Source organism: Variovorax sp. AB1(2024) (genome assembly GCF_037482385.2).
Classification (GTDB): domain Bacteria; phylum Pseudomonadota; class Gammaproteobacteria; order Burkholderiales; family Burkholderiaceae_C; genus Variovorax.
Genome location: NZ_JBBHKP020000001.1, coordinates 5,712,555 through 5,735,755 on the forward strand (window position 1 = coordinate 5,712,555; position 23,201 = coordinate 5,735,755).

General features: G+C 66.3%; 25 protein-coding genes. 16 read left to right on the forward strand and 9 right to left on the reverse strand.

Features of this window, described 5'->3' with window-relative positions; all coding sequences use genetic code 11:
• The first annotated feature begins 126 nt into the window (after window positions 1–126).
• Entirely contained in the window at window positions 127–630 is a 504-nt protein-coding gene (locus tag WIX39_RS26955; RefSeq protein ID WP_106936852.1) for a hypothetical protein, read from the forward strand.
• On the opposite strand, the gene WIX39_RS26960 is transcribed toward WIX39_RS26955, so the two are convergent.
• The 9 genes from WIX39_RS26960 to WIX39_RS27000 all read right to left on the reverse strand — a co-directional run bounded on the left by WIX39_RS26960 (window position 608) and on the right by WIX39_RS27000 (window position 9,616).
• Window positions 608–1,639, reverse strand: a complete 1,032-nt coding sequence (locus WIX39_RS26960) for a branched-chain amino acid ABC transporter permease (RefSeq protein WP_234382337.1) — start codon at window positions 1,637–1,639, stop codon at window positions 608–610. The genes WIX39_RS26955 and WIX39_RS26960 overlap by 23 nt on opposite strands.
• 14 nt (window positions 1,640–1,653) lie before the next feature.
• On the reverse strand, window positions 1,654–2,520 hold the full coding sequence (locus tag WIX39_RS26965; RefSeq protein ID WP_106936850.1) for a branched-chain amino acid ABC transporter permease: 867 nt from the start codon (window positions 2,518–2,520) through the stop codon (window positions 1,654–1,656).
• On the reverse strand, window positions 2,513–3,229 hold the full coding sequence (locus WIX39_RS26970) for an ABC transporter ATP-binding protein (RefSeq protein WP_409196300.1): 717 nt from the start codon (window positions 3,227–3,229) through the stop codon (window positions 2,513–2,515). The genes WIX39_RS26965 and WIX39_RS26970 overlap by 8 nt, the downstream gene beginning before the upstream one ends.
• A gap of 145 nt (window positions 3,230–3,374) precedes the next feature.
• The gene (locus tag WIX39_RS26975) at window positions 3,375–4,094 is read right to left on the reverse strand and encodes an ABC transporter ATP-binding protein (protein WP_081269984.1); all 720 of its coding nucleotides are present in this window, start codon (window positions 4,092–4,094) and stop codon (window positions 3,375–3,377) included.
• Window position 4,095: 1 nt separating this feature from the next.
• A complete protein-coding gene (locus WIX39_RS26980; RefSeq protein ID WP_081269985.1) occupies window positions 4,096–5,349 on the reverse strand; it encodes an ABC transporter substrate-binding protein in 1,254 nt (417 codons plus the stop codon).
• A gap of 45 nt (window positions 5,350–5,394) precedes the next feature.
• Window positions 5,395–6,858 (reverse strand): aldehyde dehydrogenase family protein, encoded by a 1,464-nt coding sequence (locus WIX39_RS26985; protein ID WP_106937677.1) that lies wholly within the window; start codon window positions 6,856–6,858, stop codon window positions 5,395–5,397.
• Window positions 6,859–6,990: 132 nt separating this feature from the next.
• Complete coding sequence (locus WIX39_RS26990) at window positions 6,991–7,998, reverse strand: hydroxyquinol 1,2-dioxygenase (protein ID WP_106936848.1); 1,008 nt, start codon at window positions 7,996–7,998, stop codon at window positions 6,991–6,993.
• A gap of 13 nt (window positions 7,999–8,011) precedes the next feature.
• Complete coding sequence (locus tag WIX39_RS26995) at window positions 8,012–8,533, reverse strand: hydroxyquinol 1,2-dioxygenase (RefSeq protein WP_106936847.1); 522 nt, start codon at window positions 8,531–8,533, stop codon at window positions 8,012–8,014.
• Window positions 8,534–8,653: 120 nt separating this feature from the next.
• Window positions 8,654–9,616: a LysR family transcriptional regulator gene (locus tag WIX39_RS27000; protein WP_106936846.1), complete on the reverse strand. Its 963-nt coding sequence runs from the start codon at window positions 9,614–9,616 to the stop codon at window positions 8,654–8,656.
• 139 nt (window positions 9,617–9,755) lie between these two features.
• Here WIX39_RS27000 and WIX39_RS27005 point away from each other — a divergent pair, with 139 nt between their 5' ends.
• The 15 genes from WIX39_RS27005 (at window position 9,756) to WIX39_RS27075 (ending at window position 23,201) form a co-directional block, all read left to right on the forward strand.
• Window positions 9,756–10,883 (forward strand): nuclear transport factor 2 family protein, encoded by a 1,128-nt coding sequence (locus tag WIX39_RS27005; protein WP_106936845.1) that lies wholly within the window; start codon window positions 9,756–9,758, stop codon window positions 10,881–10,883.
• A complete protein-coding gene (locus WIX39_RS27010) occupies window positions 10,850–12,349 on the forward strand; it encodes a L,D-transpeptidase family protein (protein WP_106936844.1) in 1,500 nt (499 codons plus the stop codon). Before WIX39_RS27005 ends, WIX39_RS27010 begins: the two co-directional genes overlap by 34 nt.
• A gap of 415 nt (window positions 12,350–12,764) precedes the next feature.
• On the forward strand, window positions 12,765–12,950 hold the full coding sequence (locus WIX39_RS27015; RefSeq protein WP_106936843.1) for a Flp family type IVb pilin: 186 nt from the start codon (window positions 12,765–12,767) through the stop codon (window positions 12,948–12,950).
• Window positions 12,951–13,011: 61 nt separating this feature from the next.
• A complete protein-coding gene (locus WIX39_RS27020; protein WP_106936842.1) occupies window positions 13,012–13,197 on the forward strand; it encodes a Flp family type IVb pilin in 186 nt (61 codons plus the stop codon).
• A 15-nt stretch (window positions 13,198–13,212) separates the two neighbouring features.
• Window positions 13,213–13,716 (forward strand): A24 family peptidase, encoded by a 504-nt coding sequence (locus WIX39_RS27025; RefSeq protein ID WP_106936841.1) that lies wholly within the window; start codon window positions 13,213–13,215, stop codon window positions 13,714–13,716.
• A gap of 81 nt (window positions 13,717–13,797) precedes the next feature.
• Entirely contained in the window at window positions 13,798–14,805 is a 1,008-nt protein-coding gene (gene cpaB, locus WIX39_RS27030; RefSeq protein WP_106936840.1) for a Flp pilus assembly protein CpaB, read from the forward strand.
• Between the two features lie 38 nt (window positions 14,806–14,843).
• Window positions 14,844–16,241 (forward strand): type II and III secretion system protein family protein, encoded by a 1,398-nt coding sequence (locus tag WIX39_RS27035; protein WP_106936839.1) that lies wholly within the window; start codon window positions 14,844–14,846, stop codon window positions 16,239–16,241.
• 40 nt (window positions 16,242–16,281) lie between these two features.
• The gene (locus WIX39_RS27040) at window positions 16,282–17,565 is read left to right on the forward strand and encodes an AAA family ATPase (protein ID WP_106936838.1); all 1,284 of its coding nucleotides are present in this window, start codon (window positions 16,282–16,284) and stop codon (window positions 17,563–17,565) included.
• Window positions 17,566–17,569: 4 nt separating this feature from the next.
• Window positions 17,570–18,883: a CpaF family protein gene (locus tag WIX39_RS27045; RefSeq protein WP_106936837.1), complete on the forward strand. Its 1,314-nt coding sequence runs from the start codon at window positions 17,570–17,572 to the stop codon at window positions 18,881–18,883.
• A complete protein-coding gene (locus WIX39_RS27050; RefSeq protein ID WP_199851883.1) occupies window positions 18,876–19,874 on the forward strand; it encodes a type II secretion system F family protein in 999 nt (332 codons plus the stop codon). The genes WIX39_RS27045 and WIX39_RS27050 overlap by 8 nt, the downstream gene beginning before the upstream one ends.
• Window positions 19,871–20,833, forward strand: a complete 963-nt coding sequence (locus WIX39_RS27055; RefSeq protein ID WP_106936835.1) for a type II secretion system F family protein — start codon at window positions 19,871–19,873, stop codon at window positions 20,831–20,833. Before WIX39_RS27050 ends, WIX39_RS27055 begins: the two co-directional genes overlap by 4 nt.
• Before the next feature lie 17 nt (window positions 20,834–20,850).
• Window positions 20,851–21,816, forward strand: coding sequence for a hypothetical protein (locus WIX39_RS27060; protein WP_234382333.1), 966 nt, complete (start codon window positions 20,851–20,853; stop codon window positions 21,814–21,816).
• Complete coding sequence (locus tag WIX39_RS27065; protein ID WP_106936834.1) at window positions 21,813–22,205, forward strand: DUF3613 domain-containing protein; 393 nt, start codon at window positions 21,813–21,815, stop codon at window positions 22,203–22,205. The genes WIX39_RS27060 and WIX39_RS27065 overlap by 4 nt, the downstream gene beginning before the upstream one ends.
• 40 nt (window positions 22,206–22,245) lie before the next feature.
• The gene (locus WIX39_RS27070; RefSeq protein ID WP_106936833.1) at window positions 22,246–22,728 is read left to right on the forward strand and encodes a TadE/TadG family type IV pilus assembly protein; all 483 of its coding nucleotides are present in this window, start codon (window positions 22,246–22,248) and stop codon (window positions 22,726–22,728) included.
• Window positions 22,725–23,201: a TadE/TadG family type IV pilus assembly protein gene (locus tag WIX39_RS27075; protein ID WP_106936832.1), complete on the forward strand. Its 477-nt coding sequence runs from the start codon at window positions 22,725–22,727 to the stop codon at window positions 23,199–23,201. The genes WIX39_RS27070 and WIX39_RS27075 overlap by 4 nt, the downstream gene beginning before the upstream one ends.

Below are 23,201 nucleotides of genomic sequence, written 5' to 3' on the forward strand. Positions count from 1 at the left end.
ACACAACGTTACATGACGGGCAAATATTAATCAAGTCTGAACGAACACCAGGCAGGGCTTTAACATGGGCGGACAAGGCAGCGTCGACCTGACAGCCGCCACATGCCACAAAGGGAGCACACGCCGATGATCGAGTTTTTCCACACCAAGGACCGCCTGCGTTTTCTGCTGTACGTGGGCGCCATTGCGGCGCCGCTGTTGCTCATCAGCGCATGGGTCGTGAGCAGCATGGAAGAGTCCTCCGCTGCGAAGGGCGAGCCCAACGCGCAGGGCGGCCTGAGCTATCGCATCCAGGAAAAAAGCGGCGCCAAGACCTTGCCGCCGCCGCTTGCCAGCCTGCTCTCGGTGCCGCCGAACACCGCAATGACCGACGTGGACGTGACCGCAGACAGCACCGGCCGCCTGAGCAGCGCGGCCGTCAAGGCGTTCAGCACCGACGGCTTCAAGACGGTGGCCGCCTTCCACAGGCCCACGCTCTCGCCCGTGACCACCGACAGCGCGACCTCGCTGGAGGGCGTGCGCGACGGCTACCAGATCAGGATCTCGCAAGAGACCAGGTTCTTCGACAACGATCCCTACAAGGACCGCACGAAGATCGAGTACTACATCAACACCGTGAAGAAGCCTTGACGCCGGCCGGCGCGTGCACCGGCGACAGCTTGCGCTGCGTCGGAAACAGCGACCAGCCCCAGCGCTGCTGCGCGTAGCCCCACAGGCCCTGCTTGAAGAACAGCGTGACGAGAATCGCGAGCAGCCCCAGCCCCAGCAGATACCAGGTGCCGTAGTCGCTCAGGAACTTGTTGAGCGCCCAGAAGATGAGCGCGCCGACCAGCGGCCCTTCGATGCGGCCGATGCCGCCGATGACCACCATGAAGATGGCGAAGGCCGTCCAGTTGACGCTGAACGCCGCATCGGGGCCGATGCGCAGGTTGCCCACGAAGTACAGCGCACCCGCGAGCCCAGCGCCGAAGGCCGCGACCACGTACACCGCCAGCTTCATGCGCGCGACCGGAATACCCTGCGACTCCGCCGCCACCTCGTTGTCGCGTATGGCCAGCAGCGCAAGGCCGCGCTTGCTGCGCAGGAACAGGTACACCAGCGCGACGGCCGCGACCACGCAGGCCAGCGCCATCCAATAGGTGGTGCTTTCGCGGGTGGCCTTCTCGATGCCGCGCAGCGCGGTAAGCGTGGTGCCCGAGCCGCCGCCCACGGCCGACACGTTCGCGAAGCTCAGCCGGAACACTTCCGCGATGACCCATGTGCCGATGGCAAAGTACCCGCCCGAAAGCCGGAACGCGACGAAGGACACCGGAATGGCGACCAGCCCCGCCGCCAGCGCCCCAAGGGGTATCGCCACGAACGGATTGACGCCCGCGAAGTTGCCCAGCATCAGCATCACGTAGCCGCCGAAGCCGAAGAAGGCTTGCTGCCCGATGCTCACCATGCCGCCATAGCCGGCGAGCAGGTTCCACATCATCGCGAAGATGAAGTAGCAGGCAATCTCGACGAATTCGCGCATCCAGCTCGACTCGCCCCACCAAGGCAGGCTGGCCGCAACGAGCACCAGGGCAATGCCGACGGCCAGCGCGGCGCGGCTCGCGGCGGTGGCGCGCTCCACGGCGATGAGTGTGGGAGGCATGTTCGTCATTCGCTTCATCCGCGCGTCTTTGGAAAGAGCCCCTGCGGCCGCAGCACCAGCACCACCAGGAACACGATGTGCCCGAACCAGATGCCCCAGCCCGGGTCGAGCCTGAAGCCGATCTGCTGCGTGATGCCGAGGATCATCGCGCCGGCCAGCGTGCCCCAGAACGAGCCCATGCCGCCGATGATCACCGCCTCAAAGGCGAAGAGCAGCAGCAGAGGCCCGTCTGAAGGAGACACCGTCGTGCGCATGCCCTGCAAGGCGCCCGCGACGGCGATGAGCACGAAGGCGATGGCGGTGGCAAAGGCGTAGACCTTCTTCGCGTTCAGCCCCATCAGTTCGGCGATCTCGCGGTCGTCCGACACGGCGCGGAACGACCGCCCCAGCGCCGTGCGCGCGAAGAGCCATTGCAGCGCGCCCGTCGCCACCAATGCGATCGCCAGCACGACCAGCGGCAGCACGCCGACCGACATCGCGCCGCCGAGCGCAATGCCCTGGGTGCTGAGCCCGCCGGTGTCGATGGCGCGCGGGTCGGCCGAGAACAGCTCCAGCAGCAGGTTCTGGATCACGATCGACAGGCCGAAGGTCACGACCAGCGAAGGCAGCGGGTCCTTGCCGAGCGTGCCGTTGAGCACGTAGCGCTGCAGCGCATAGCCGAAGCCGAATGCCACCGGCAGCACCGCGAGCGCGACCAGCCACGGCGCCACCGCATCGCCCGTCAGCGACACGCCCGCGATGACCGCGAACGCGCCGAGGATGATGAAGTCGCCCTGCGCGGTGTTGGTGAGCCGCATCACGCCGAACATGAGCGACTGGCCGAGCGCGAACAGCGTGTAGAGGCCGCCGAGCAGCACGCCCTGGACGAGGGTTTCAAGCATGTGCGGCCTCGATACCGAAATAGGCTTGCGAGATCTGCTCGCGCGTGAGGTCGGCCGAATCGCCTTCGAGCGACACGCGGCCTTCCTGGAAGCAGTAGATGCGCTGCGAGACCTGGCGCGCCATGGTCACGTCCTGCTCGACGATGACCACCGTCATGCCTTCGCCCGTGATGGTGGGCATGGCCGCGTAGATCTCGCGGATGACGATGGGCGCGAGGCCCAGCGAAAGCTCGTCGCACAGCAGCACCTCGGGGTTGCTCATGAGCGCGCGGCCCAGCGCCACCATCTGCTGCTGCCCGCCCGAGAGCGATGTGCCCGGCTGGTGGCGCTTCTGGGCGAGGATGGGAAACAGCGCATACAGGCGCTGCAGGTTCCAGGGGCCGCGGCGCGCGGCGGTGGCGCCCATGAGCAGGTTCTCTTCCACGCTGAGGCTGGGGAACAGGCCCCGGCCTTCGGGAACCATCGCAAGGCCCTGCCGAACGATGTCGCCGGGCGGAAGGCCGCCGATGGGCCGGCCCTTGAACTCGATGGCTTCGCGCGGCGCGCGCACCAGGCCCGTGAGGCTCTTGAGGAAGGTCGACTTGCCCGCGCCGTTGGCGCCGATGATGGCGACGAGCTCGCCCTGCACGAGCGAGAAGTCGATGCCGAAGAGGGCTTGGGCGTCGCCGTAGAAGGCCTTGAGGGCGTGGGTGGAGAGCAGGGCTGTCATGGTCTTTGCTCCCTCCCCTTCCGGGGGAGGGACGGGGCGGGGGCAAGCGGCGTTCGATGAGGCGCCACGGCGAAACCAGCGCCGTCGTGCCCCCATCCCGACCTTCCCCCGGAAGGGGAAGGAGCAATTCGAAGACGTGTCGCGCTCATGCTTCCATCCCCATGTACACCCGCCGCACTTCCGCGTCGTTCATCACCGCGCGCGGCGCGCCCTCCGCCAGCTTCTGCCCGAAGTTGATGACGAACAACCGGTCCGCCAGCGACAGCAGCGCATGCACCACGTGCTCGATCCAGATCATCGTCACGCCGCGCGCCTTGATGCGCTTGAGCTCCGCCACCAGCACGGCGGCTTCCGGCTCCGTCAATCCACCGGCGATCTCGTCGAGCAGCAGCAGGCGCGGCCGCGTCGCGAGCGCACGCGCCAGCTCCAGCCGCTTGCGGTCGAGCAGCGTCAGCCCGCCCGCGGGCTTGTTCGCATGCGCCATCAGGCCCGTCTGCGAGAGCACCTCGTGCGCCGTCTGCCATGCCTCGCGCTCGGCCTGCTGCCCGCCGAAGCAGGCGGCCGTGACGAGATTCTCGAACACGCTCATGTTGCCGAAGGGCTGCGGCACCTGGTAGCTGCGCCCGATGCCCGCATGGCAGCGCTGGTGCGGCTTGAGCCGCGTCACGTCGCGGCCCGCGTATTCCACGCGACCCGCATCGACGCGCACGTCGCCCGAGATCAGGTTGAACAGCGTGGTCTTCCCCGCGCCGTTCGGCCCGAGGATGCCCAGCGTCTCGCCCTCGGCCACCGACAGCGTGATGTCGTCCGTGACCTTGAGCACGCCGTAGGACTTGCTCACGGCATGCAGTGCCAGCAGCGTCATGTCAGAGCAGCCGCAGCTTGCCGCCGGTGGGAATGCTGGTCGCCGCCTCGTTGTTGACGATGGTCAGCTCCACCTTGTACTTCGTGCCCTTGCCCCACTGGCCGAGCACCAGCGGCGTCTTGCTGACGTTCTTGAAGGGCCCCTGGCCGCCCCACTTCACCGGGCCGACCACCGAGTTGATCGAGGTCGAGGCCACGGCGTCGCGCACGTCCGAAGCCTTCAAAGACTTCGCGCGCCCCAGCGCATTCGCCGCCACTTCGAACAGCGCATGCGCGAAGCCGATGGGTTGCGTCCACTGCTTCTTCACGCCGGCCTCGTAGGCATCGGCCAGCGCCTTCGCGCTCTGCTGCGTGAGGCTCGAGGTGAACGGGTGCGACGGGCTCCACCACACCTCGGTCGACAGGCCGTCGCCCAGATCGCCGAGTGCCTCGATGGCACCGGGGAACAGCAGCGCCTTGCCCAGCGTGATGACCTTGGGCCTGAAGCCCTGCTGCCGTGCCTGCGTGAGGAAGGTCTTGGCATCGGGCGGAATCACCACGCCGGTGACGATCTCGCAGCCCGCGCTCTTGAAGGCCGCGATCTGCGCGCTGAAATCCTGCGTGCCGTTCTGGAAGCGTCCGGGGTCGGTGAGCGTGAAGCCCATCTGCGCGAGCGGCTTGGGAAAGCCCAGCTCCTTGTCGCCCCAGGCATTGCCGTCGCCGTCATTCGGGAAAAGGCCGCCCACCTTCTTGTTGGTGGCCAGCGTCTTCCAGCCGTTGGTGAAATTGGCGATGACGTCTTCGAGCCCCCAGAACAGGTGGTACGTCCAGTTGAAGCCCTTCGCCGGGTCGCCCTTGCGGCCGAAGAACCACGGCTGCCACGGCACCACGCTGGACACGCAGGGCACCTCGTTGAGTTCGCACGCATCGCTCACCGGGTTGGCGGTCTCAGGCGTGCCGGCGGTGAGCACCAGCGCGACCTTGTCCTTCAGGATCAGGTCGTTCGCCACTTCGCCCGCGCGGTTGGGGTTCGACTGGCTGTCCTTCAGCACGATCTGCACCGCGTACTTCCTGCCGCCGACGCTGATGCCGTCCTTGAAGGCGGTCTTCATCTGGTCGATGACCCACTTGTCGGCCTCGCCGAAGGGCGCGAGCGGCCCGGTCTGCGGCGACACATAGCCGATCTTCAGCGTGTCGGCCGCGAACACCAGCGGCGTTGCGCCCGAGGCCACCAGCGCGGCCGTGGCCTGCGTGAACTGTCTGCGATTGAATGTCATGGTTGTCTCCGTCTCTTCTGTTTGTGTTGTCGCAAAGGGGCGAGGTCAGCGCGCGAAGTGCGGCGGTATCTGCGCGTCGACGTTCACCCACACGCTCTTGACCTGCGTGTATTCGCGCATCGCATCGAACCCCATCTCGCGGCCGTAGCCGCTCTGGCCGACGCCGCCGAAGGGCGAGCCGGGGTTCACGCGCTTGTAGCTGTTGATCCAGACCATGCCGGCGTGCAGGTCGCGCGCCACTTTGTGGGCGCGTTGCAGGTTGCCGGTCCACAGGCCGCTGCCGAGGCCGTAGTCGGTGCCGTTGGCGATCTGCATCGCCTCTTCGTCATTCTTGAAAGTGAGCACGGTGACGAAGGGCCCGAACACTTCTTCCTGCGCGACGCGGTCCTTGTATGACATGGCGCGCATCACCGTCGGCTCGACGTAGCAGCCCTTCGCCAGGTCGCCGCCGGGCGACTTGCCGCCGGCAAGCAGCTCGCCGCCCTCGCCCTGCGCCACTTCCACATAGCTCAGCACGCGCTCGCGGTGCTGTGCGCTGGTGAGCGGCCCCATCTCGGTGTTCTCGTCGAGCGGGTTGCCGAGGCGGATCGATCTGGCCAGCGGTATGAACTGCTCGAGGAAGGCATCGGCGATCTTCTCGTGCAGCATCAGCCGCGAGCCAGCGATGCAGGCCTGCCCCTGGTTGTGGAAGATGGCCCACGCGCTCCCGTTGACTGCGGCCTGCAGGTTCGCGTCCTCGAAGACGATGTTCGGCCCCTTGCCGCCAAGTTCGAGCTGCACCTTCTTCAGGTTGCCCGCGCTGGCCTGCACGATGCGCCGGCCGGTGGCGGTGCTGCCGGTGAAGGCGATCTTCGCGATCTCGGGATGCTCGGCGATGTACTGGCCCGCCACGCTGCCCAGCCCCGGCAGCATGTTGACCACCCCGGGCGGCAGGCCGGCCTCGGCCATCAGCTCGGCGATGCGCAGCGAACTCAGCGGTGTGATCTCCGCCGGCTTCATCACGATGCAGTTGCCGGCCGCGAGCGCGGGCGCCATTTTCCAGCTGGTGAACATCAGCGGAAAGTTCCACGGCACGACCTGGCCGACGATGCCGACGGGCTCGCGCAGCGTGTAGTTGAGAAAGCCCTCTTCCACCGGAATGGTCTCGCCCTGGAACTTGTCGGCCATGCCTCCGAAGTAGCGGAAGCACGCGGCCGTGCGCGGCACGTCGAGCCGGCGCGAATCGCGGATGGGGTGGCCGGTATCCAGCGATTCGAGGCGCGCGAGCTCCTCGGCGTTGGCCTCGATGAGGTCGGCGAGCTTCAGCAGGATGCGGCCCCGGTCTGCCGCGGCCATGCGGCTCCATTTGGGAAAGGCGCGCTTCGCGGCGGCCACTGCCTTGTCGACGTCGGCCTTGCCGGCCAGCGCGACATCGACGATGGGCGTGTTGTCGTGCGGGTTGAGCGTGGCGAGCGTCTCGCCGGATTCGGCGTCGACGAAGCGGCCGTCGATGAAGAGCTGATGGCGGATGGACGGTGCAGGCATGGTCGTTCCTCTCCCTCCCCCGCTGGGGGAGGGTTGGGGTGGGGGCTTCTTCGAAGAGGGCGCGGGCCTGGAGAGCCCCCACCCCTGCCCTCCCCCGGCGGGGGAGGGAGAAATGCATCAGAACTGCACGGGAATCTCGGGCGACTCGCCCTTCTGGATCTCGTACACCAGGCTCGGCGAACCGTTCTCCCACACCAGCAGCATCGAGCGCTTGGGGCTGAAGCCCTGGTGCCGGCAGTACGCGGGCATGGCTGCCATGTCGCCGGCCTTCATGATCACGCGTGCCATGGGCTTGCCGGTGTTCTTGTCGCCGCAGTCCCAGTGGATTTCGTCGGTCATCTGGAAGAACCACTCGACGCGGTCGTTGCCGTGGATGATCGGCAGGATGTGCTCCTCGGTCGTCGGGCACATGTAGCTGTGCTTCACCACCGAGGTGAAGCTCGGGTTCCACGTCACCTGCGAGCGGCTCAGGAAGCCGAAGAGGTTGAAGGCGTGCACATCGTTCTCGAAGCCGGGCTCGGGGTGCAGCTCGGGCTGGCCCTGCGGCACGTCGGCGAAGGCGCGGTTGACCGGCGCGCCGCGCTCGTCGCTGCGCAGGTCGAGGTCGCCCTTGAGGCCCACGCAGCGTTTGGCCAGCTCGCGTGCCCTCGTGATCTTGGCGGTGTTGTTGCCGTTCTTGCGGCCATAGGGCGAGCCGGTTTCCTGCGGCGCGGCGAAGGGGTCGAAGCTCTCGTTGGTCCAGTCGTCGAGCATGGCCTCGAAGGTGGCGCGGATCTGCGCGGTGGGGAAGTTCTCGAGCAGGTCGATGCCCGCGTCCTTCATGGTGCCGTTGAAGCTGCCGGCGTACAGGTCGACCGACTCGTAGTGGTTGACGGTGCCGAACACGTCGTCGAAGTTGACCCAGCCGTAGAAGAAGCCCCAGGCCACGTCGCGCATCAGCGCGCGCAGGTAGTTGCCGGCGTCCATGGTGTGGCTCATCGGGCGGCCGTCGCGGGTCTTCCAGCCGATGTGCACGAAGTATTCGTCGCGGCGGAAGCTGAAGCTGCCGAGAGAAAAGTCCTTGTAGCCGAGCGTGGCGTCGGGCTGCGACGCGATCACCTTGGCGAGTTCTGCGGGTGCGTTCATGTTGCGGTTCCTCTCAATGCGATTGGCAGATGTCGGCCCACTTTTCTACGGAGAGATCGCCCTTGCAGCTCTGCAGGACGATCACGCCCGGCTCGCCGGCGCTGCGGAACTGGTAGGCGGTGTTCTTCGGCAGCAGGCCCTGGTGGCCGCGCGAGAGCTTCATCCAGCCCATCCTCTTGCCCCTGGGCTCGCCCTCGACGAGCACGGCGCCGTTCTTTTCCTTGTCGGCCACGGCCTGCGCGGCGTCGAGCTGCACGAGGTGCACTTCTACCTCGCCGTCCATCACCAGCGCGAACTCGTCATGCGCGCAGGTGTACCAGGGCGAGGTGCCTTCGGCGCGCAGCGTCTCCAGCACGTAGATCTGGTTCTGGCCGAACACGACTTTCTCGTAGGGCTTGCTGATGCTCGCGATCTCGAAGCAGTTGGAGAACGCGTAGTGGCGCACGTCGTCGTCGATGGGTTCGACGTGGCCCTTCTCGAAGTGCTTGAGCGACCCGAAGCGGGTGCGGTAGGTGGTCGAAGTAGCGGCTGTCATGGCTTGTCTCCTTGGATGAGCGAACTCTAGGAGCCATGCGACGCCGCCGGTAGGGACCAGTTTGGAAGAGGATTATTCGGAGTCTCCGAATAATCGACCGGGTTTACCCCTGTTCGTGCGCTATCCGCTGGAGCGGCTGAACTCGATCAGTTCGGCGGGAATGAGGCCGCGCTCGATCAGCGTGGCGTCCCACGGCGGCACGCGGGTGAAGCGCGTGGCGATGTGCTCTATGAAGAGCCGCAGCTTCAGCGCATTGCGCGAGGTGCCCGCGTACACCGCGCTCAGCGAGAACGACGACAGCTGGTGCTCGGCCAGCACCACCTGCAGGTCGCCGCGGGCAATGGCGTCGCCCGCCACCAGCGTCGGCAGGCAGACGATGCCGGCATGCTCCAGTGCATATTCGCGCAGCAGGTGCACGCTGTTGGTCAGCAGCGCGGCGGCGAGGTAGATGGTGGTCTGCTCGCCGTTGTGATGGAAGGTCCAGCGGTCGCGCGTGGGATAGCCCGAATACAGGCCCAGCTTGTGGCGGTGCAGTTCACGCGGGGTGGCGGGCGTGCCGTGGGCCTCCAGGTAGGAGGGCGTGGCGCAGAGCACGCGCCGCACCGGGAAGAGCGGGCGCGACACCAGTTCCTGCGAGGCCGCCGGAAAGATCTGCAGCGCGCAGTCGACGCCGGCCTTGACCGGGTCGGCCACCGCGTCGCTCACGATCAGCTCGAGGTGGATGTCGGGGTAGGTGGTCTGGAACTCGCGCAGCAGCGAGGCGAAGCGGCCCAGCACCATGCCGGTCAGCGCATGCACCCGCAGCGTGCCCGAAGGCGTGCCGCGCGCGTCGCGCATCTGGTCGACGATGTTGTCGGCACGCACGACCAGCTCGGTGCAGTCGCGCAGAAAGGCCTGGCCCATGTCGCTGAGCCGCACCACGCGCGTGCTGCGGTGGAACAGCGGCGCACCCAGGAATTCCTCGAGCTGCTTGACCCGCGTGGTCACCACCGAGTTGGCCACCCGCAGCTGCCGAGCCGCTTCCGCGAAGCTCTGGGTCTGCGCGACACGAACGAAAGTTTCAATGCTTTGGAGGCGGTCCACGGCGGCACTGTACCGCGGCGACGCCCGTTGCGGGCAAACCTGAAAGGCATCGAAAGACTGTCAGGCCTGTATCGGGGGGTTACCTGCCCCACTTACAATCCCTGCCGCATCACCCACCCCCTACGAGGTCTTGTCCGCAATGCCCAAGAGCCCCCGGCCACGCGCCCGTTTCAGCTTCTCCCCCTCCGTGCGTGCCCTCTTCCTGGCCGCTGCGACCTGTGCCGTGGCGCTGCCCGCGCTGTCCGCCGTCGAACATGAAGAAGTCGACAAGCTCATGCAGGCCGGCAAGCTCGACGAAGCCATGACGAAGGCCGACGCCTTCCTCAAGGACAAGCCGCGCGATCCGCAGATGCGCTTCCTCAAGGGCGTGATCCAGCTCGACACCGGCAAGCGCGCCGAGGCCATCGCCGCATTCACGCAGCTCACGCAGGACGCACCCGAGCTGCCCGAGCCGTTCAACAACCTGGCCGTGATCTACGCAAGCCAGAACCAGTTCGACAAGGCGCGCGCCGCGCTCGAAAGCGCCATCCGCACCAACCCCAGCTACGCCACCGCCCAGGAAAACCTCGGCGACGTGTATGCACGGCTCGCCAGCCAGGCCTACAGCAAGGCGCTGCAGCTCGACCAGAACAACACGGCCGTGCAGCCCAAGCTGGCGGTGATCCGCACGCTCTTCACGCCGACGCCTGCGCTGGCGGGCGGCAAGCCGGGCACGCTGGTTGCGTCGGCTGCGCCCGTGCCGGCGCCTGCCCCTGCCCCTGCTCCCGTGGCAAAGGCCGCTGCACCTGCACCGGTTCCCGCACCTGCACCCGCCGCACCGCCGCCCGCCAAGGTCGCGGCGGCGCCCGCCCCGGTGGCCGCCGCGCCCAAGGCGCCCGAGCCAGCGCCCGCCCCGGCACCGTCGCCCGCGCCCGCGGCAAGCCCGGCCGCCAACGCCGAGGTCGAATCGGCCGTGCGCGCCTGGGCTTCGGCGTGGGCCAGCCAGGACATGGACCGCTACCTCGCGGCCTACGGCAGCGACTTCACTCCCGGCGGCGGCCAGAGCCGCAAGAGCTGGGAACAAGACCGCCGCGCCCGCATCGTCGGCAAGTCCAGCATCAGCGTGAACATCGAGAACCTGGTCATCAAGGTCGACGGCGACAACGCCACGGCCAAGTTCCGCCAGATCTATCGCGCCGACAACCTCAACGTCTCCAGCCGCAAGACGCTGGATATGCAGCGCTCCGGCAATCAGTGGCACATTCGCAAGGAAAGCGTCGGCGGCTAGTGGCAGACATCGTCCGGCGCGGCCGGCTTCAGAATCCTCCGTTCCGTCCGCGCAGCGGACACCTGCTGGCAGCGCTGATGGCAGCCTCGGCGCTGATGCTCGCGGCACCGGGTGCCGCGCAGGCGTCGGCTGCGGCCAAGCAGAGCAACGCGAAAGCCGGCAGCGGCAACGGCGCCTCCAAGTCCAAACCCAAGGCGGTGGGCAGCAACCGCGCTCCCGCCGCGCACGGCGCACGCGCTTCCGCCAGGGAGGCGAAGGAAGCCAGGGGCGGCAAGAAGGCCGCGGTGGCCGAAGCCAAGGCAGCCGCCGCCAAGCCCGCCCGCAGGCCGGCGCGCGCCGCCGCGCCGATCCAGGAAGCCAGCAACGCCGAGGCCCGCCTGATCGCCGTCTACGAAATGTTCGGCCGCGGCCAGGCTCGTCCCGCGCTCGCCAAGGCCCGCGACCTGGTGCGCGACTACCCGAACTTCCAGCTCGCGCAGCTCGTCTATGGCGACCTGCTCGCGGCCCAGGTGCCGCCGTCGAACAGCCTGCCCGACACCGCCAGCATCGCCAGGATGCGCGGCAACCCGGCCATGGCCGAACTGCACGAAGAATCGCGCCGCCGCCTGCAGGCCCTGCGCGAACGGCCACCGGCCAACACCGTGCCGTCGCAGTTCCTGGCGCTCTCCACGCGCAGCCGCTACGCCATTGCGGTCGATGCCTCGCGCTCGCGCCTGTACCTGTTCGAGAACAGCGACAAGGGCCTGAAGCTCACGGCCGACTACTACATCTCGGTCGGCAAGTCGGGCACCGACAAGGCCACCGAAGGCGATGCCCGCACGCCGCTGGGCGTGTACTACATCACCAGCAGCCTCGACCCGAAGTCGCTCAAGGACTTCTACGGCGCGGGCGCCCTGCCCATCAACTACCCCAATCCGTACGACGTGCGGCGCGGCAAGACCGGCGGCGGCATCTGGCTGCACGGCACCCCGCCCCAGCAGTTCGCACGGGCGCCGCTGGCCAGCGACGGCTGCGTGGTCATGGCCAACCCCGACTTGAAGCAGCTTTTGCGAAAAGTGCAAATCGGCGCAACGCCGGTGGTCACCGCACGCAGCCTGCAATGGATTTCGCAGCCGCAGGCCGAAAAAGAATCGCAATCCATTTCCAGCGCAATAAATGGCTGGAAAGACGCGCGGGCCAATGGAAATGAAGCACAATTGAAGAAATTCTATTTGCCCGATTTCCAGCGCATCAGCAAGAAATCCACCGAAGGCATTTCAGCCGTCGAAGACGAAGTGAAATACGCGCAGGGCAAGCGCGTGCAGCTCAAGGACATGTCGTTCCTCCACTGGCGGGACGGTGACGACACGATGGTGGTTACCTTCGGCGAAGTGTTCGAAGGCGAGAAGAGCGGGCGCTCGCGGCGCCAGTACTGGCTGCGCCAAGGCAGCGAGTGGAAGCTCTTCCACGAAGACATCCTCGGCTGAACCCCTGCTGACCACGCGGGTACGACCGCTGAGTCGTGACATTTTGCTCACGCTTTCTGGCTTTTTTCAGCGTTACAAATCGTGCTTTGTGGCCCCGTGCTACGTAACGCGTAACGGGTTTGTACCCGTAACGCAGCCCTTTCGCGCGTTCCCGGCGCCGTAACGTTCCCCTCCCCACTTCATGGGAGGTCGGACGCGGCCTACAGAGGGAAAAATTAACCTTCAAAGTGTCGGTTGGCCGATCGTCCTTCCCCCGGGACCCGGCTGGCGGAAAGCTGGCCGCCATCGTGCTTACACCTTTTGGCTAGCACAGCTAAGTGCGTGTCTTGTGGGTTTCTCTTGTTGATACACGGAGTTACTGTGTATAATATCCACCCCATCAGCCTTTGTTAACACTTACTGAAAGGGGTAAATCATGCATAGCCTAATTACTCGTTTTTTAAAGGACGAGGAGGGTGCGACCGCAATTGAATACGGAATCATTGCGGGATTGGTTGCAGTCGCAATTGTTACGGCCCTCTCCAGCACCGATGGCCTCGGCCCCAAGCTTTCTGGTCTCTTTACCTATATTGCCGGCAAAGTGACTGCCCCCGCCTCTTAACAAAGAATCCATAGCAACAAGCTCCCCTGTCAGTCTCCTAATCCATCTGAAAGGCTTCATCATGCTTAACTCAATTGCCCGTTTCCTTCGCGACGAAGAAGGCGCTACCGCTATCGAGTACGGGATCATTGCCGGCCTCGTCGCCGTCGCCATCGTGACGTCCCTCAGCGGTAGCAATGGTCTCGGCACCAAACTCTCAGGTCTCTTCACGTACATCGCCGGCAAGGTAACTGCGCCGGCGTCCTGAGAAGCAACACAAGCAATGCGATTGGCGTGTCTGCTGTGGTTGCTGTTCGTCGCCGTCTATGACTTCCGTCAACGCCGCGTTCCCAACTGGCTCGTGCTCGCCGGCGCCGCAGTGGCGCTGGCCGCACTCGCCCTCGGGACGCAGCCCTTCGGCATCGAATGGTCCACCGCACTCACGGGAGCGGCCGTCGGCTTCGGCGCCTTGCTGCTCCTGTACGCCGTTGGCCTCATGGGAGCTGGCGACGTGAAATTCGCAGGCGCGCTCGGACTCTGGGTGGGCCTGCAGGCTTTGCTGCCGATCTGGGTCGTGGCCAGCCTGCTGGCAGGCCTTCACAGCGCGCTCTGGCTCGCGCTGCAGCGCTGGCCCGTGGCACCGCGGCTGTCGCTGATGTTGCTGGGGCGCTCGTCGGCGACCAGCAACGGCGCAGCGCCCACGACGGCGCGCAAGCGCATCGTTCCCTACGCAGCCTATCTGTCGCTGGCCACCGCGGCCTGGATGGTCTGGGGGCGACAGAGTTAGCAGTCATCTGCCTCTGTCACAGCAGGCCCTTCATTCCTCCAGTCCCATGATCGCTTGCCCCCAAATCTTCATCCGCCGCCCATGATCAACCTCACCAAGATCCTCGCCGCCCTCCTCGTGCTCCTGGCCATCGCACTCGGTGGCTACGCCTGGATGCTGAGCCGCCAGGCACCCGCTCCCGTCGCGGCGGCCACGGGCCCCGCCGCAGCCCCCACCAAGGCCAAGGAGGTGCTGGTCTATCCGGTCGTCGTGGCAGCCAAGACACTGCCCGCGGGCGAGGCGATTCCCGCGGATGCACTGCGCGTGGAGCGCCTGACGATCAACCCGGCGGGCGCGTTCCAGGATGCATCCGTGGCGGCCGGACGCGTGCCGGTGATCGATCTCGCCGAAGGCACCCCGCTGATGGAAAACCAGCTCGTCTCCGGCCTTGCGCTGCGCGTCGCGGAAGGCGAGCGCGCGGTCGCGATCAAGACCGACGAGATCATGGGCGCGGGCAACAAGATCCAGCCCGGCGACTTCGTCGACGTGTTCATCACGCTCAAGTCGGACGGCAAGGACGTCGACCGCAGCCAGGCGCGACTGCTGCTCTCCCGCAAGCGCGTGCTGGCCTTCGGCAGCGCATCCGTCGACGGCATGCCGTCCAAGTCGCCCGACAAGGCGGCCGCCCAGCAGGCCCAGCGCAACGAGATGGCACGCACCGCCGTGCTGGCGGTGCCGGTGGACGAGGTGAACCGGCTGACCATCGGCGACGCCAGCGGCCGGCTGATGCTGGCACTGCGCAATCCCAATGACATGTCGCAGCCGGACCCGAAACTCTTCGCCGAACTTCCCACCGCATTGCAACCCGTGTCGTCCAAGGCGGGCGAGGCGCGCCGCGCGCCACTCGAAGGACTCGATCTCGCACAGGCCGGCCTGACCGCTCTCGACCTGTCCACCGGCGGCCAGGGGTCGAGCGTCAAGCCCGCGGCCGTCGAAGCGCGCGCTGTTGCCGCCACTGCCAACCGGCGCGCCGCAACCGGCACCGGCACGCGCGGCGGCCTCCAGGTCGAAGTGATTCGCGGCGAGCGCAGCGAAACCGTGAACTACTGATCGAACAGCCAGCAGATACCGCCTTCCAGGAAGAACACATGCACCACACGCCTCGCGCGCAATCGACCCGAGCCGCTAGAAGCAGCAGCCCCGTCCAGGTTTCATCGCGGCTGCTGCGCCCGTCCCTGGTCGCCCTGTGCGCGATGACCCAAGCCGTCTGGCCGCTGGCATCCACCGCCGCCGATGCAAAGACCGCAATGCAGCAGCCCGTGCAGCGGGCACTCGTCCTCGATGCCGGTACGCAGAAAGAGCTGCTGCTCGACAAGGGAATCGACCGGATGGCGATCGGCGACGAGGCCGTGGCCAACGTCACCATCACCCGCAAGACACCGAGCTCCGCAGCGGCACGGCTGATCGTGACCGGCAAGGCCGCGGGGCGCACCTCGCTGATGGTCTGGGAGAAGGGCAGCACCGTGGCCACCACCTACCCTATCGAAGTGCGGCGCCGTTCGTCCACGCTCACCGGCACCATGGACAACATGATCACGCACCAGGCCGCGCGAGAGACGGCGCTGGCCAGCGCCCCCGAGAAGACGGAGCTGATCGACCGCTCGGTGGTGAACGTGCGCAGCAGCACGGTGCAGGTCGAAGTCAAGGTGGTGGAATTCAACCGCAGCGTGCTCAAGCAGGCGGGGCTGAACATCTTCAGCACCCGCCCGAATTCGAGCGGATTCAGCTTCGGCGTTTTCTCGCCGTCCTCCCTCTCGTCTGCAAGCTTTGCCGCCAATGGCCAGATCACCGGCGAATACAACAACCCGCTGGCGCAGGCCTTCGACCTGCTGTTCAACTTCAGCAAGGCCGGCATCGGCTTGAACGTCGGCTTCCTCGAAGGCAACGGCATGGCCCGCGTGCTTGCCGAACCCACGCTGGTGGCGCTGTCGGGCCAGAGCGCAAGCTTCCTGGCCGGTGGCGAGTTGCCGATTCCCGTGCCGCAGGGACTGGGCACCACGAGCATCGAATACAAGCCTTTCGGCATCGGCCTCACGCTGACACCGACCGTGCTTTCCAACGAACGCATCGTGCTCAAGGTCGCGCCAGAGGCCAGCGACCTGGACTACACGAACGCACTCAACCTGAACGGCATCGCCGTGCCCGCCATCACCACGCGCCGCGCCGACACCACGGTGGAGCTCGGCGACGGCGAGAGCTTCATCATCGGCGGCCTCGTCAGCCGCACCACCTCCTCGAACGCCAGCAAGGTGCCATTGCTTGGCGACCTGCCGATCATCGGCACGTTCTTCAGCAAGAACAACTACCAGATGAGCGAGAAGGAACTGGTGATCCTGGTCACGCCGCACCTGGTGAAGCCCATTGCGCGCGGCACCGACCTCGCACCGTACCTGCCCGGCAGCGCCGAGCAACGCGACGGCGCGGTATGGCGCTCGTACTTCCTCGGCGGCTTGATCGACACGCCGGTTCCCGGCTTCTCCCGCTGAGCACGATGACGCGGACCATGCATCGCAGCAGGCAGGCCCCATGAACGCTCCACGCGACAGCATTCCCGAGACAGGCAGCGAGACCTACCTGTTCGCGTCGAGCAACGGCAGCCACATCACGTGGCTGACCGATGCGCTCGGCACGCTGGGATCGGTGGTGATCCTCGCGCCGGACACCAAGTCGATCGACGAGCGCATCGCGCTGCTCGGGCCGGTGGCGGTGTTCATCGATTTCTCTCCCGACCAGGGCGCCCACGCCATCCAGCTCCACCAGCGCCTGAAGCGCGACTGGCCCACGCTGCCGGTGCTGGCAACCGGCGTGTCGGCCGAACCCGCCGCCATGCTCTCCGCATTGCGCGCGGGCGTGGACGATTTCATCGACATGGCCGCGCCGCCCACCGATGCGGTGACGACGCTGCGCGCCCTGCTCGACCGCCGCAGCACCCTGCAAGGCGGCACACGCGGCAGCACGCTGGCATTGCTGGGCGCGCGTGCCGGACTCGGCGTGACCACGCTGGCAACCAGCCTGGCCCTGACGCTGCACGACCAGCTCGCGCAGGCACCCGCGCGCCCGCAGGGCCGCAGCTCCAGGCACGGCGTCGCGCTGCTCGACCTGGGCCTGCCTGCACGCGACGGCCTGCTATACCTCGACACGCAGAGCGGCTTCAGCTTCGTCGACGGCGTGCGCAACCTGCGCCGGCTCGACCAGACCCTGCTGCACACGGCGCTGGCGCACCACACCAGCGGCGTGGCCATCCTGCCGCTGCCCGCGAGCCTCGCGCAGGTGCGCGAGATCTCGCATGCCGACTCCGTCGCGCTGATCAAGCGGCTGGCCGACTTCTTCGACTTCCAGGTCGCCGACCTCGGCGGCTTCTCGACCATCGACTTCATGGCGCAGACGGTGCGCGAGGCGCAGCAGGCATGGGTCGTGTGCGACCAGAGCATCGGCGGCATCGTGTCCACCGCCAACATGCTCAAGGAACTGCGCGCGCGCAACGTCGAGACCGAACGCCTCTCCCTGGTGGTCAACAAGTTCGACAGCCATGTCGGCCTCACGGCCAAGGACATCGCCGAACGGCTGGAGCTGCCGCTGCGCCACGTGCTGCCTTCGCGCAGTGCACAGCTGATGGCGGCCGCGAGCCGCGGAGAGATGCTGGTGCGCACCTCGCGCAGCGACCCCTACGCGCAGGCGGTGACGGGCCTGGCCCGCAGCCTGCACCAGGAATACATGTCTGCCACGGGCCAACCTCCGGCCAAGGATCCACGCTGGGTTGCGCTCATGTCGCAAGTCACCGGCCTCTGGAAGAGTTCACACGAAGGCTGAACCCATGTCCACCGATATCGAATTCGCCGACGACGACCAGGCGTTCATCAACTCCCAGCAGTTCCAGGACATCAAGAGCTGGACGCACGACCACCTGCTCAGCCGCATCGAGGAACTGGGCGCGGAGTTCGGCCGCTGGTCGCGCGCCTCGATCCAGCAGTTCGTCGAACTGGAGGTCGACAGCTTCGTGCGGCTGCGCCGCGTGCCGATCAACGACCGCGAGATGCAGCTCATCTCCGACGCGCTGACCAAGGAGCTCGCGGGCTTCGGGCCGCTGGAAGACCTGCTCAACGACCCGGCCGTGGAAGACATCCTGATCAACGGCTACCAGAACGTGTACGTGTCGCGCCACGGCATGCTGGAGCGCGAGACGGTGCGCTTCGCCGACTCGGAGCATGTGATGCGCATCGTGCGCCGCATCCTCGCGCCGCTGGGCCGCCGGCTCGACGAGTCGAACCCGATGGTCGACGCGCGCCTGCCCGACGGCGGCCGCATCAACGTGATCATCGAGCCGCTGGCCATCGACGGCCTGTCGGTGTCGATCCGCAAGTTCCGCAAGGAGCCGCTCACGCCGATGGACCTGGTGAAGCTCGGCACCTTCGATGCCGGCATGGCGCAACTGCTGGAGATCGCGGTGCGCGCGCGCTGCAACATCCTCGTGAGCGGCGGCACCAGCTCGGGCAAGACCTCGCTGCTGAATGCGCTCGCGAGCTACATACCCGCGCGCGAACGCGTCATCACCATCGAGGACACGGCCGAACTGTCGCTCGGCACCAGCCACGTGGTGCGGCTCGAAAGCCGACCGGGCGGCTTCGACGGCACGGGCGTGGTGTCGATCCGCGACCTGCTGCGCAACAGCCTGCGCATGCGGCCCGACCGCATCATCGTGGGCGAAGTGCGCGGTGCCGAGGTCATCGAGATGATGCAGGCCATGAACACCGGCCACGAAGGCTCGATGGGCACCATCCACGCCAGCTCGCCGCGCGAGTGCCTCTACCGCCTGGAGATGCTCGCGGGCTTTGCGGGCTACCAGGGCAGCGAAGTGAGCCTGCGCCGGCAGATCGCCAACGCCATCGATTTCATCGTCCAGATCGGGCGCCTGTCGGGCGGCCAGCGCCGCATCATTTCGCTGAGCGAGGTCACGGGCGTCAACGACAACGTCGTTGCCATGCAGGAGCTCTACCGCTACGAGCCGGTCGTCTCGCCGGACGGCGAGGAACGCGACCGCTGGGTGTCGCTGGGCATCGCGCCGCACTCGCCCAAGATCACGCGCTTCCGGCAGTCGATGGCGCGCGCGCATGGAGACAACCGTGCGTGAAGCCCTGCTCATCGTGGCGTGCATCGCGCTGCTGATGGCGGCGGCGGGGCTCATGCTGTGGCAGTGGGCGAAGAACAGGCAGGTGCGACTGGCCACCGAGCGGCACCTGAGCCAGCAGATCCTCGCGACCAGCACGGCGACCACGCCGATACCGATGCCTGTGAGGGACAGGGAGCTTCCGGGAGAAGGAATGTCGTCGACCTTGACGACGGATCCGTGGCTCGACACCAGCCCCGCGACTACCGAGGCCGCGCAGGCCAGCATGCTGGAGCGGGCAATGCCGGGCTGGCTGGTAGGCGTCGTAGAGCCGCGCACCGTCGCGCTCGCACTGGCGGCCGCCGTCGTGCTCAGCCTGTTGATGGGCGTACTGGTCGGCTGGCTTGCGGCGGCAAGTTTGCTGTTCGTGCTGCTGATTGTCGGCAGCTTCCTGTTGTGGTGGCAGCTGCAGAAGTTTCGCCGCAAGCTGGTCAGCCAGTTGCCGGCATACATCGATGCGATGGTGCGCCTCATCACGATTGGCAACTCCACGCAAGCTGCATTCCAGCTAGCAATTGCCACCACCGAGGCGCCGCTGCGCGTTCACCTGGAACGCTCGGCCGCGCTGGTCCGCGCCGGCTTGGATCTCGACCGTGCGCTGCACCAGACTGCCACCAACGTGCGTATCGAAGAGATGTTTCTGCTGGCATCCATTCTTGGCCTGGGCGTTCGCTACGGCGGCCGCGCTGATCTGCTGCTCGAACGCGTGGGCAATTTCATGCGCGACCGCGAACAGGCAGAGCAGGAACTGAATGCCATGTCCGCGGAGACACGCCTGTCCGCATGGATCCTGGGCCTGCTGCCGATCGGCGTGGGCGGCTTTCTGATTCTTACCAATCCCGGCTACTTCATGGGCATGTGGAGTGATGAGACCGGACGCATCCTGATTTATTCCTCCGCAAGCCTGCAGGTGGTGGGCGTGGCGCTTCTTTACCGTCTTGCGAGGTTGGCATGACGCTCACACCCCACCAGTTGGCAATCTTCAGCATCGTGCTGCTCGCAGTCGGCCTGACAGTTGGTGCAGGTGCATTGATCGCGGCCGAACTGCGCCGCGCGCGCAGCGGCCAGGTCATCGGCCGCGCAATCCGCCAAGCCGCGCTCACGCCGGGTTCGCAGTCCGTGACGACGGCCGAGGCGGAAGCAGAGGGCGCATTCAAGCCCGAACTAGAGTTGCCTTTCCACTGGCTGGATTCGCGCATCGGGCGGGCCTTCGTGGCTGATGAAGACCGCAGCCTCATCGACCAATGCGGCCTGCCGTCGAAGCGAACGCAACTGATCTTCCTGGTGACCCGCATCGGCCTGGCCCTTGTTTTTCCGCTGCTGGCCTACCTGCTCTGGAGCAGCGGGCACGAGCAGGGAACCATCGTCACCGTACTGGCGGCCTGCGCCGTGCTCGGGTTCATGGCGCCCAAATGGGTGCTTGGCCGCTTTGCCGCTGGCCGCCGCGAGCGAGCAGCCCGGGAGTTGCCACTTTTCATCGACCTGCTGCGCCTGCTGCAGGGCGTCGGCCTCAGCCTCGACCAGAGCCTGCAGATCATGGCTACTGATTTTTCCCATGTACTTCATGTGCTGGGCCACGAGTTGGGAATCGCCAACGCCCAGTACAGCCAGGGTCGCACCCGAGAGCACTCGTTGCATCGCCTGGCAACGCTGCACAAGAACGAGAACCTGCGAGGCCTTGTCTCGCTACTGGTGCAGGTCGACCGCCACGGCGGCGCTGTGCAGGAACCGCTGCGCGTATTCAGCGATCGCTTGCGGGAGAGCCGGCGTTCGCAGATGAAGGAACGCATCGGCAAGATCACCGTGAAGATGACCGGCGTCATGGTGGTTTCGCTGCTGCCGGCGCTGGTCATCGTCACGGCGGGTCCGGGCTTCATCGCAATATTCCGTTCATTGGGAGCGATCAGTAAATGACTCACTTTGACCTCTCCATGCCCATGCGCTCTCACCGCTCGGCTCGCGTGCTTACCGTGGGCGCGATCATGGCCTCGACCCTGTTCGTCAGCGGATGCAGCCTTCTCAAGGACACATCCTCGGCCTATGTCGCCAGCGCCAACGCCCAGGAACGCGCGGCCGCCGAGGCGTCCGCGGAAACCAAGTCGAGCGCGAACATCGACAGCAAGGCCACCTACCTCAAGCTCGTGGAGCAGATGCAAAAGGATGGCCTGTGGTTTGCGTCGCTCGCGCATATCGACGCGCTCGAGCAACGCTGGGGCGTATCGCCGGAATCCACCCGCTTGCGCGCCGACGCCTTGCGCCAGACCGATCAGGCCGCGCTGAGCGAGCAGGCCTACAAGCGCCTAATCGGCACACCGCTGGAGAGTGCCGGCTACCGCGGCCTCGGCCTGCTGGCCGGTGCGCGCGGCAGCTACGCGGAGGCCGTGCAGTTGCTCGGAAAAGCGCAGCGCCAGACACCGACCGATGCCCTCCTGCTCAGCGACCTGGGCTACGCCAGCCTGCGTGCGGGACAGATCGAGGAAGCGCGGCTGCCGTTGATGCAGGCGCTGCAGCTGCGCCCGAACAGCACGCAGGCACAGTCCAACCTTGCGCTCTACCTCGAAGTCACCGGCCAGCGCGAGCAGGCGGACCGGTTGATGGAAGTCAACCGCATGCCCGCGGCATCGCGCGCAGCCGTGCGCGATGCCGCGCAGCAGATGCGCAGGGGCGGTACCCAGCGGCTCGCGGCTACCAGTGCGGCGCCAGACGTCACCGCACTGCGGCCGCTTGCGAGCACGCCGCAGCCCGTGCGCGACGACACCGTACCGCCTCCGCTGATGCTCAAGGCATCGCGCTGGGCCGGCATGGGCGGCCTGCGAACAGCCAGCCAGCTGAATCCGTCCGTCGCCGACTCCGCGCTGTCGATGCCACCGAACTCCACCCCACAAGGTACCCAATGAAAAAAGAACACGCCCATCGCCTCGCCCTGCTGGCCGCCGTGTTGGTGATCGCTGCGCCCGCCGCAGCGGCACAAGAGGCTGCGAAGCCAGTGCAGCTGGAAGCACCGCCGGCCGCCGCTCAACCGGTACAAAACGGCCCGGAAGAAATGAATACGGAGGGAGAAGTCGTCTATGAGCGGCCGCAGGTCGGCGACGCCACACAGGGCTTGCTCGCATGGCAGCGCAGCGGCGAAATTGCCTCCCCCACGCCACGTCCGATTGCCGGCGACGTGGCAAGTCGCAGCTATGAGCGCTACATGAAGAGCTTCGAGTTTCCGATTCCGGAGCGCATGAGTTCGATAGTCAAGTCGTCTTCCGGATCCGGCGCTGGTGCCGGGGCACCCAAATAGCCGCGCACCAGAAAACGTGACACGCCATTGTCGGCTCATCATGGACGTCAAACAGCTTCGCTCCAGTGCACGCAAACAGCGCGGCGCATATGCGGTCGAGTTCGCCTTGGTGTTCCTGATTTTCTTCACGCTGCTCTACGGAATCATCTGCTACGGCATGGTGTTCGCGTTCCGGCTGGGCCTGCAAAACGCGGCTGAAGATGGTGCCCGCGCAGCCTTGCGCTATCAGCCGGACCTTCCCACTCGAGCAGCGCAAGCTCGGACAGTTGCAACGGCTCAGGCCAGTTGGCTCCCGTCTGCAGCCACGCTCAGCGTCACGGCAACCGTATGCCAAGTTGCCAGTAACAACTGCACCGCAGCGGTCACCAGCGCCTGTGGCATCACATGGGACACGCGCTGCCAAATGGTGGTGACGGTTACCGCCAGCAACTTGGGGCGGGTTCTTCCTCCGTTGCCGGTCTTCAACGCCCCTGGTCAGCTGACAGGAAGCGCCAGCATGTTGCTCGACGGACGGACCCCATGACCTTCAACAACCGTCGTCTTCAAAGAGGAATCGCAGCTACCGAGTTCGCACTGGTCTTCACCGTGCTTTTTATCGTCGTGTACATCATCGCAACCTTTGGGACAGTGCTCTATACACAGCAAGCGATATCGCGCTCGGCCGAAGATGGTGCTCGGGCAGTGGCATTGCTGAACTCCGTTCCCACAACCAACGACTCGCGCATTCAGAACGTTGTCTACGACTCGCTGGCAAGCTCGCTTATCGTGCCATCGGCATCGAATACCAGCCTGGCAACCCGACGTATCTGGGTCGCGACCCAAGTCACGGTTGCCGTCACGCCCACGGGCACCAATCCGAATGCGAGTGTCGTGGTAACCGTGACCTATCCCTACGGTGCCAACAGCCTGCTGCCCTCGCTGTCGTTTCTGAACATGAACCTCGGGATGCCGGACAAGCTGAGGAGCCGCTCCACCGCAGCAATTCAGCCCACATGA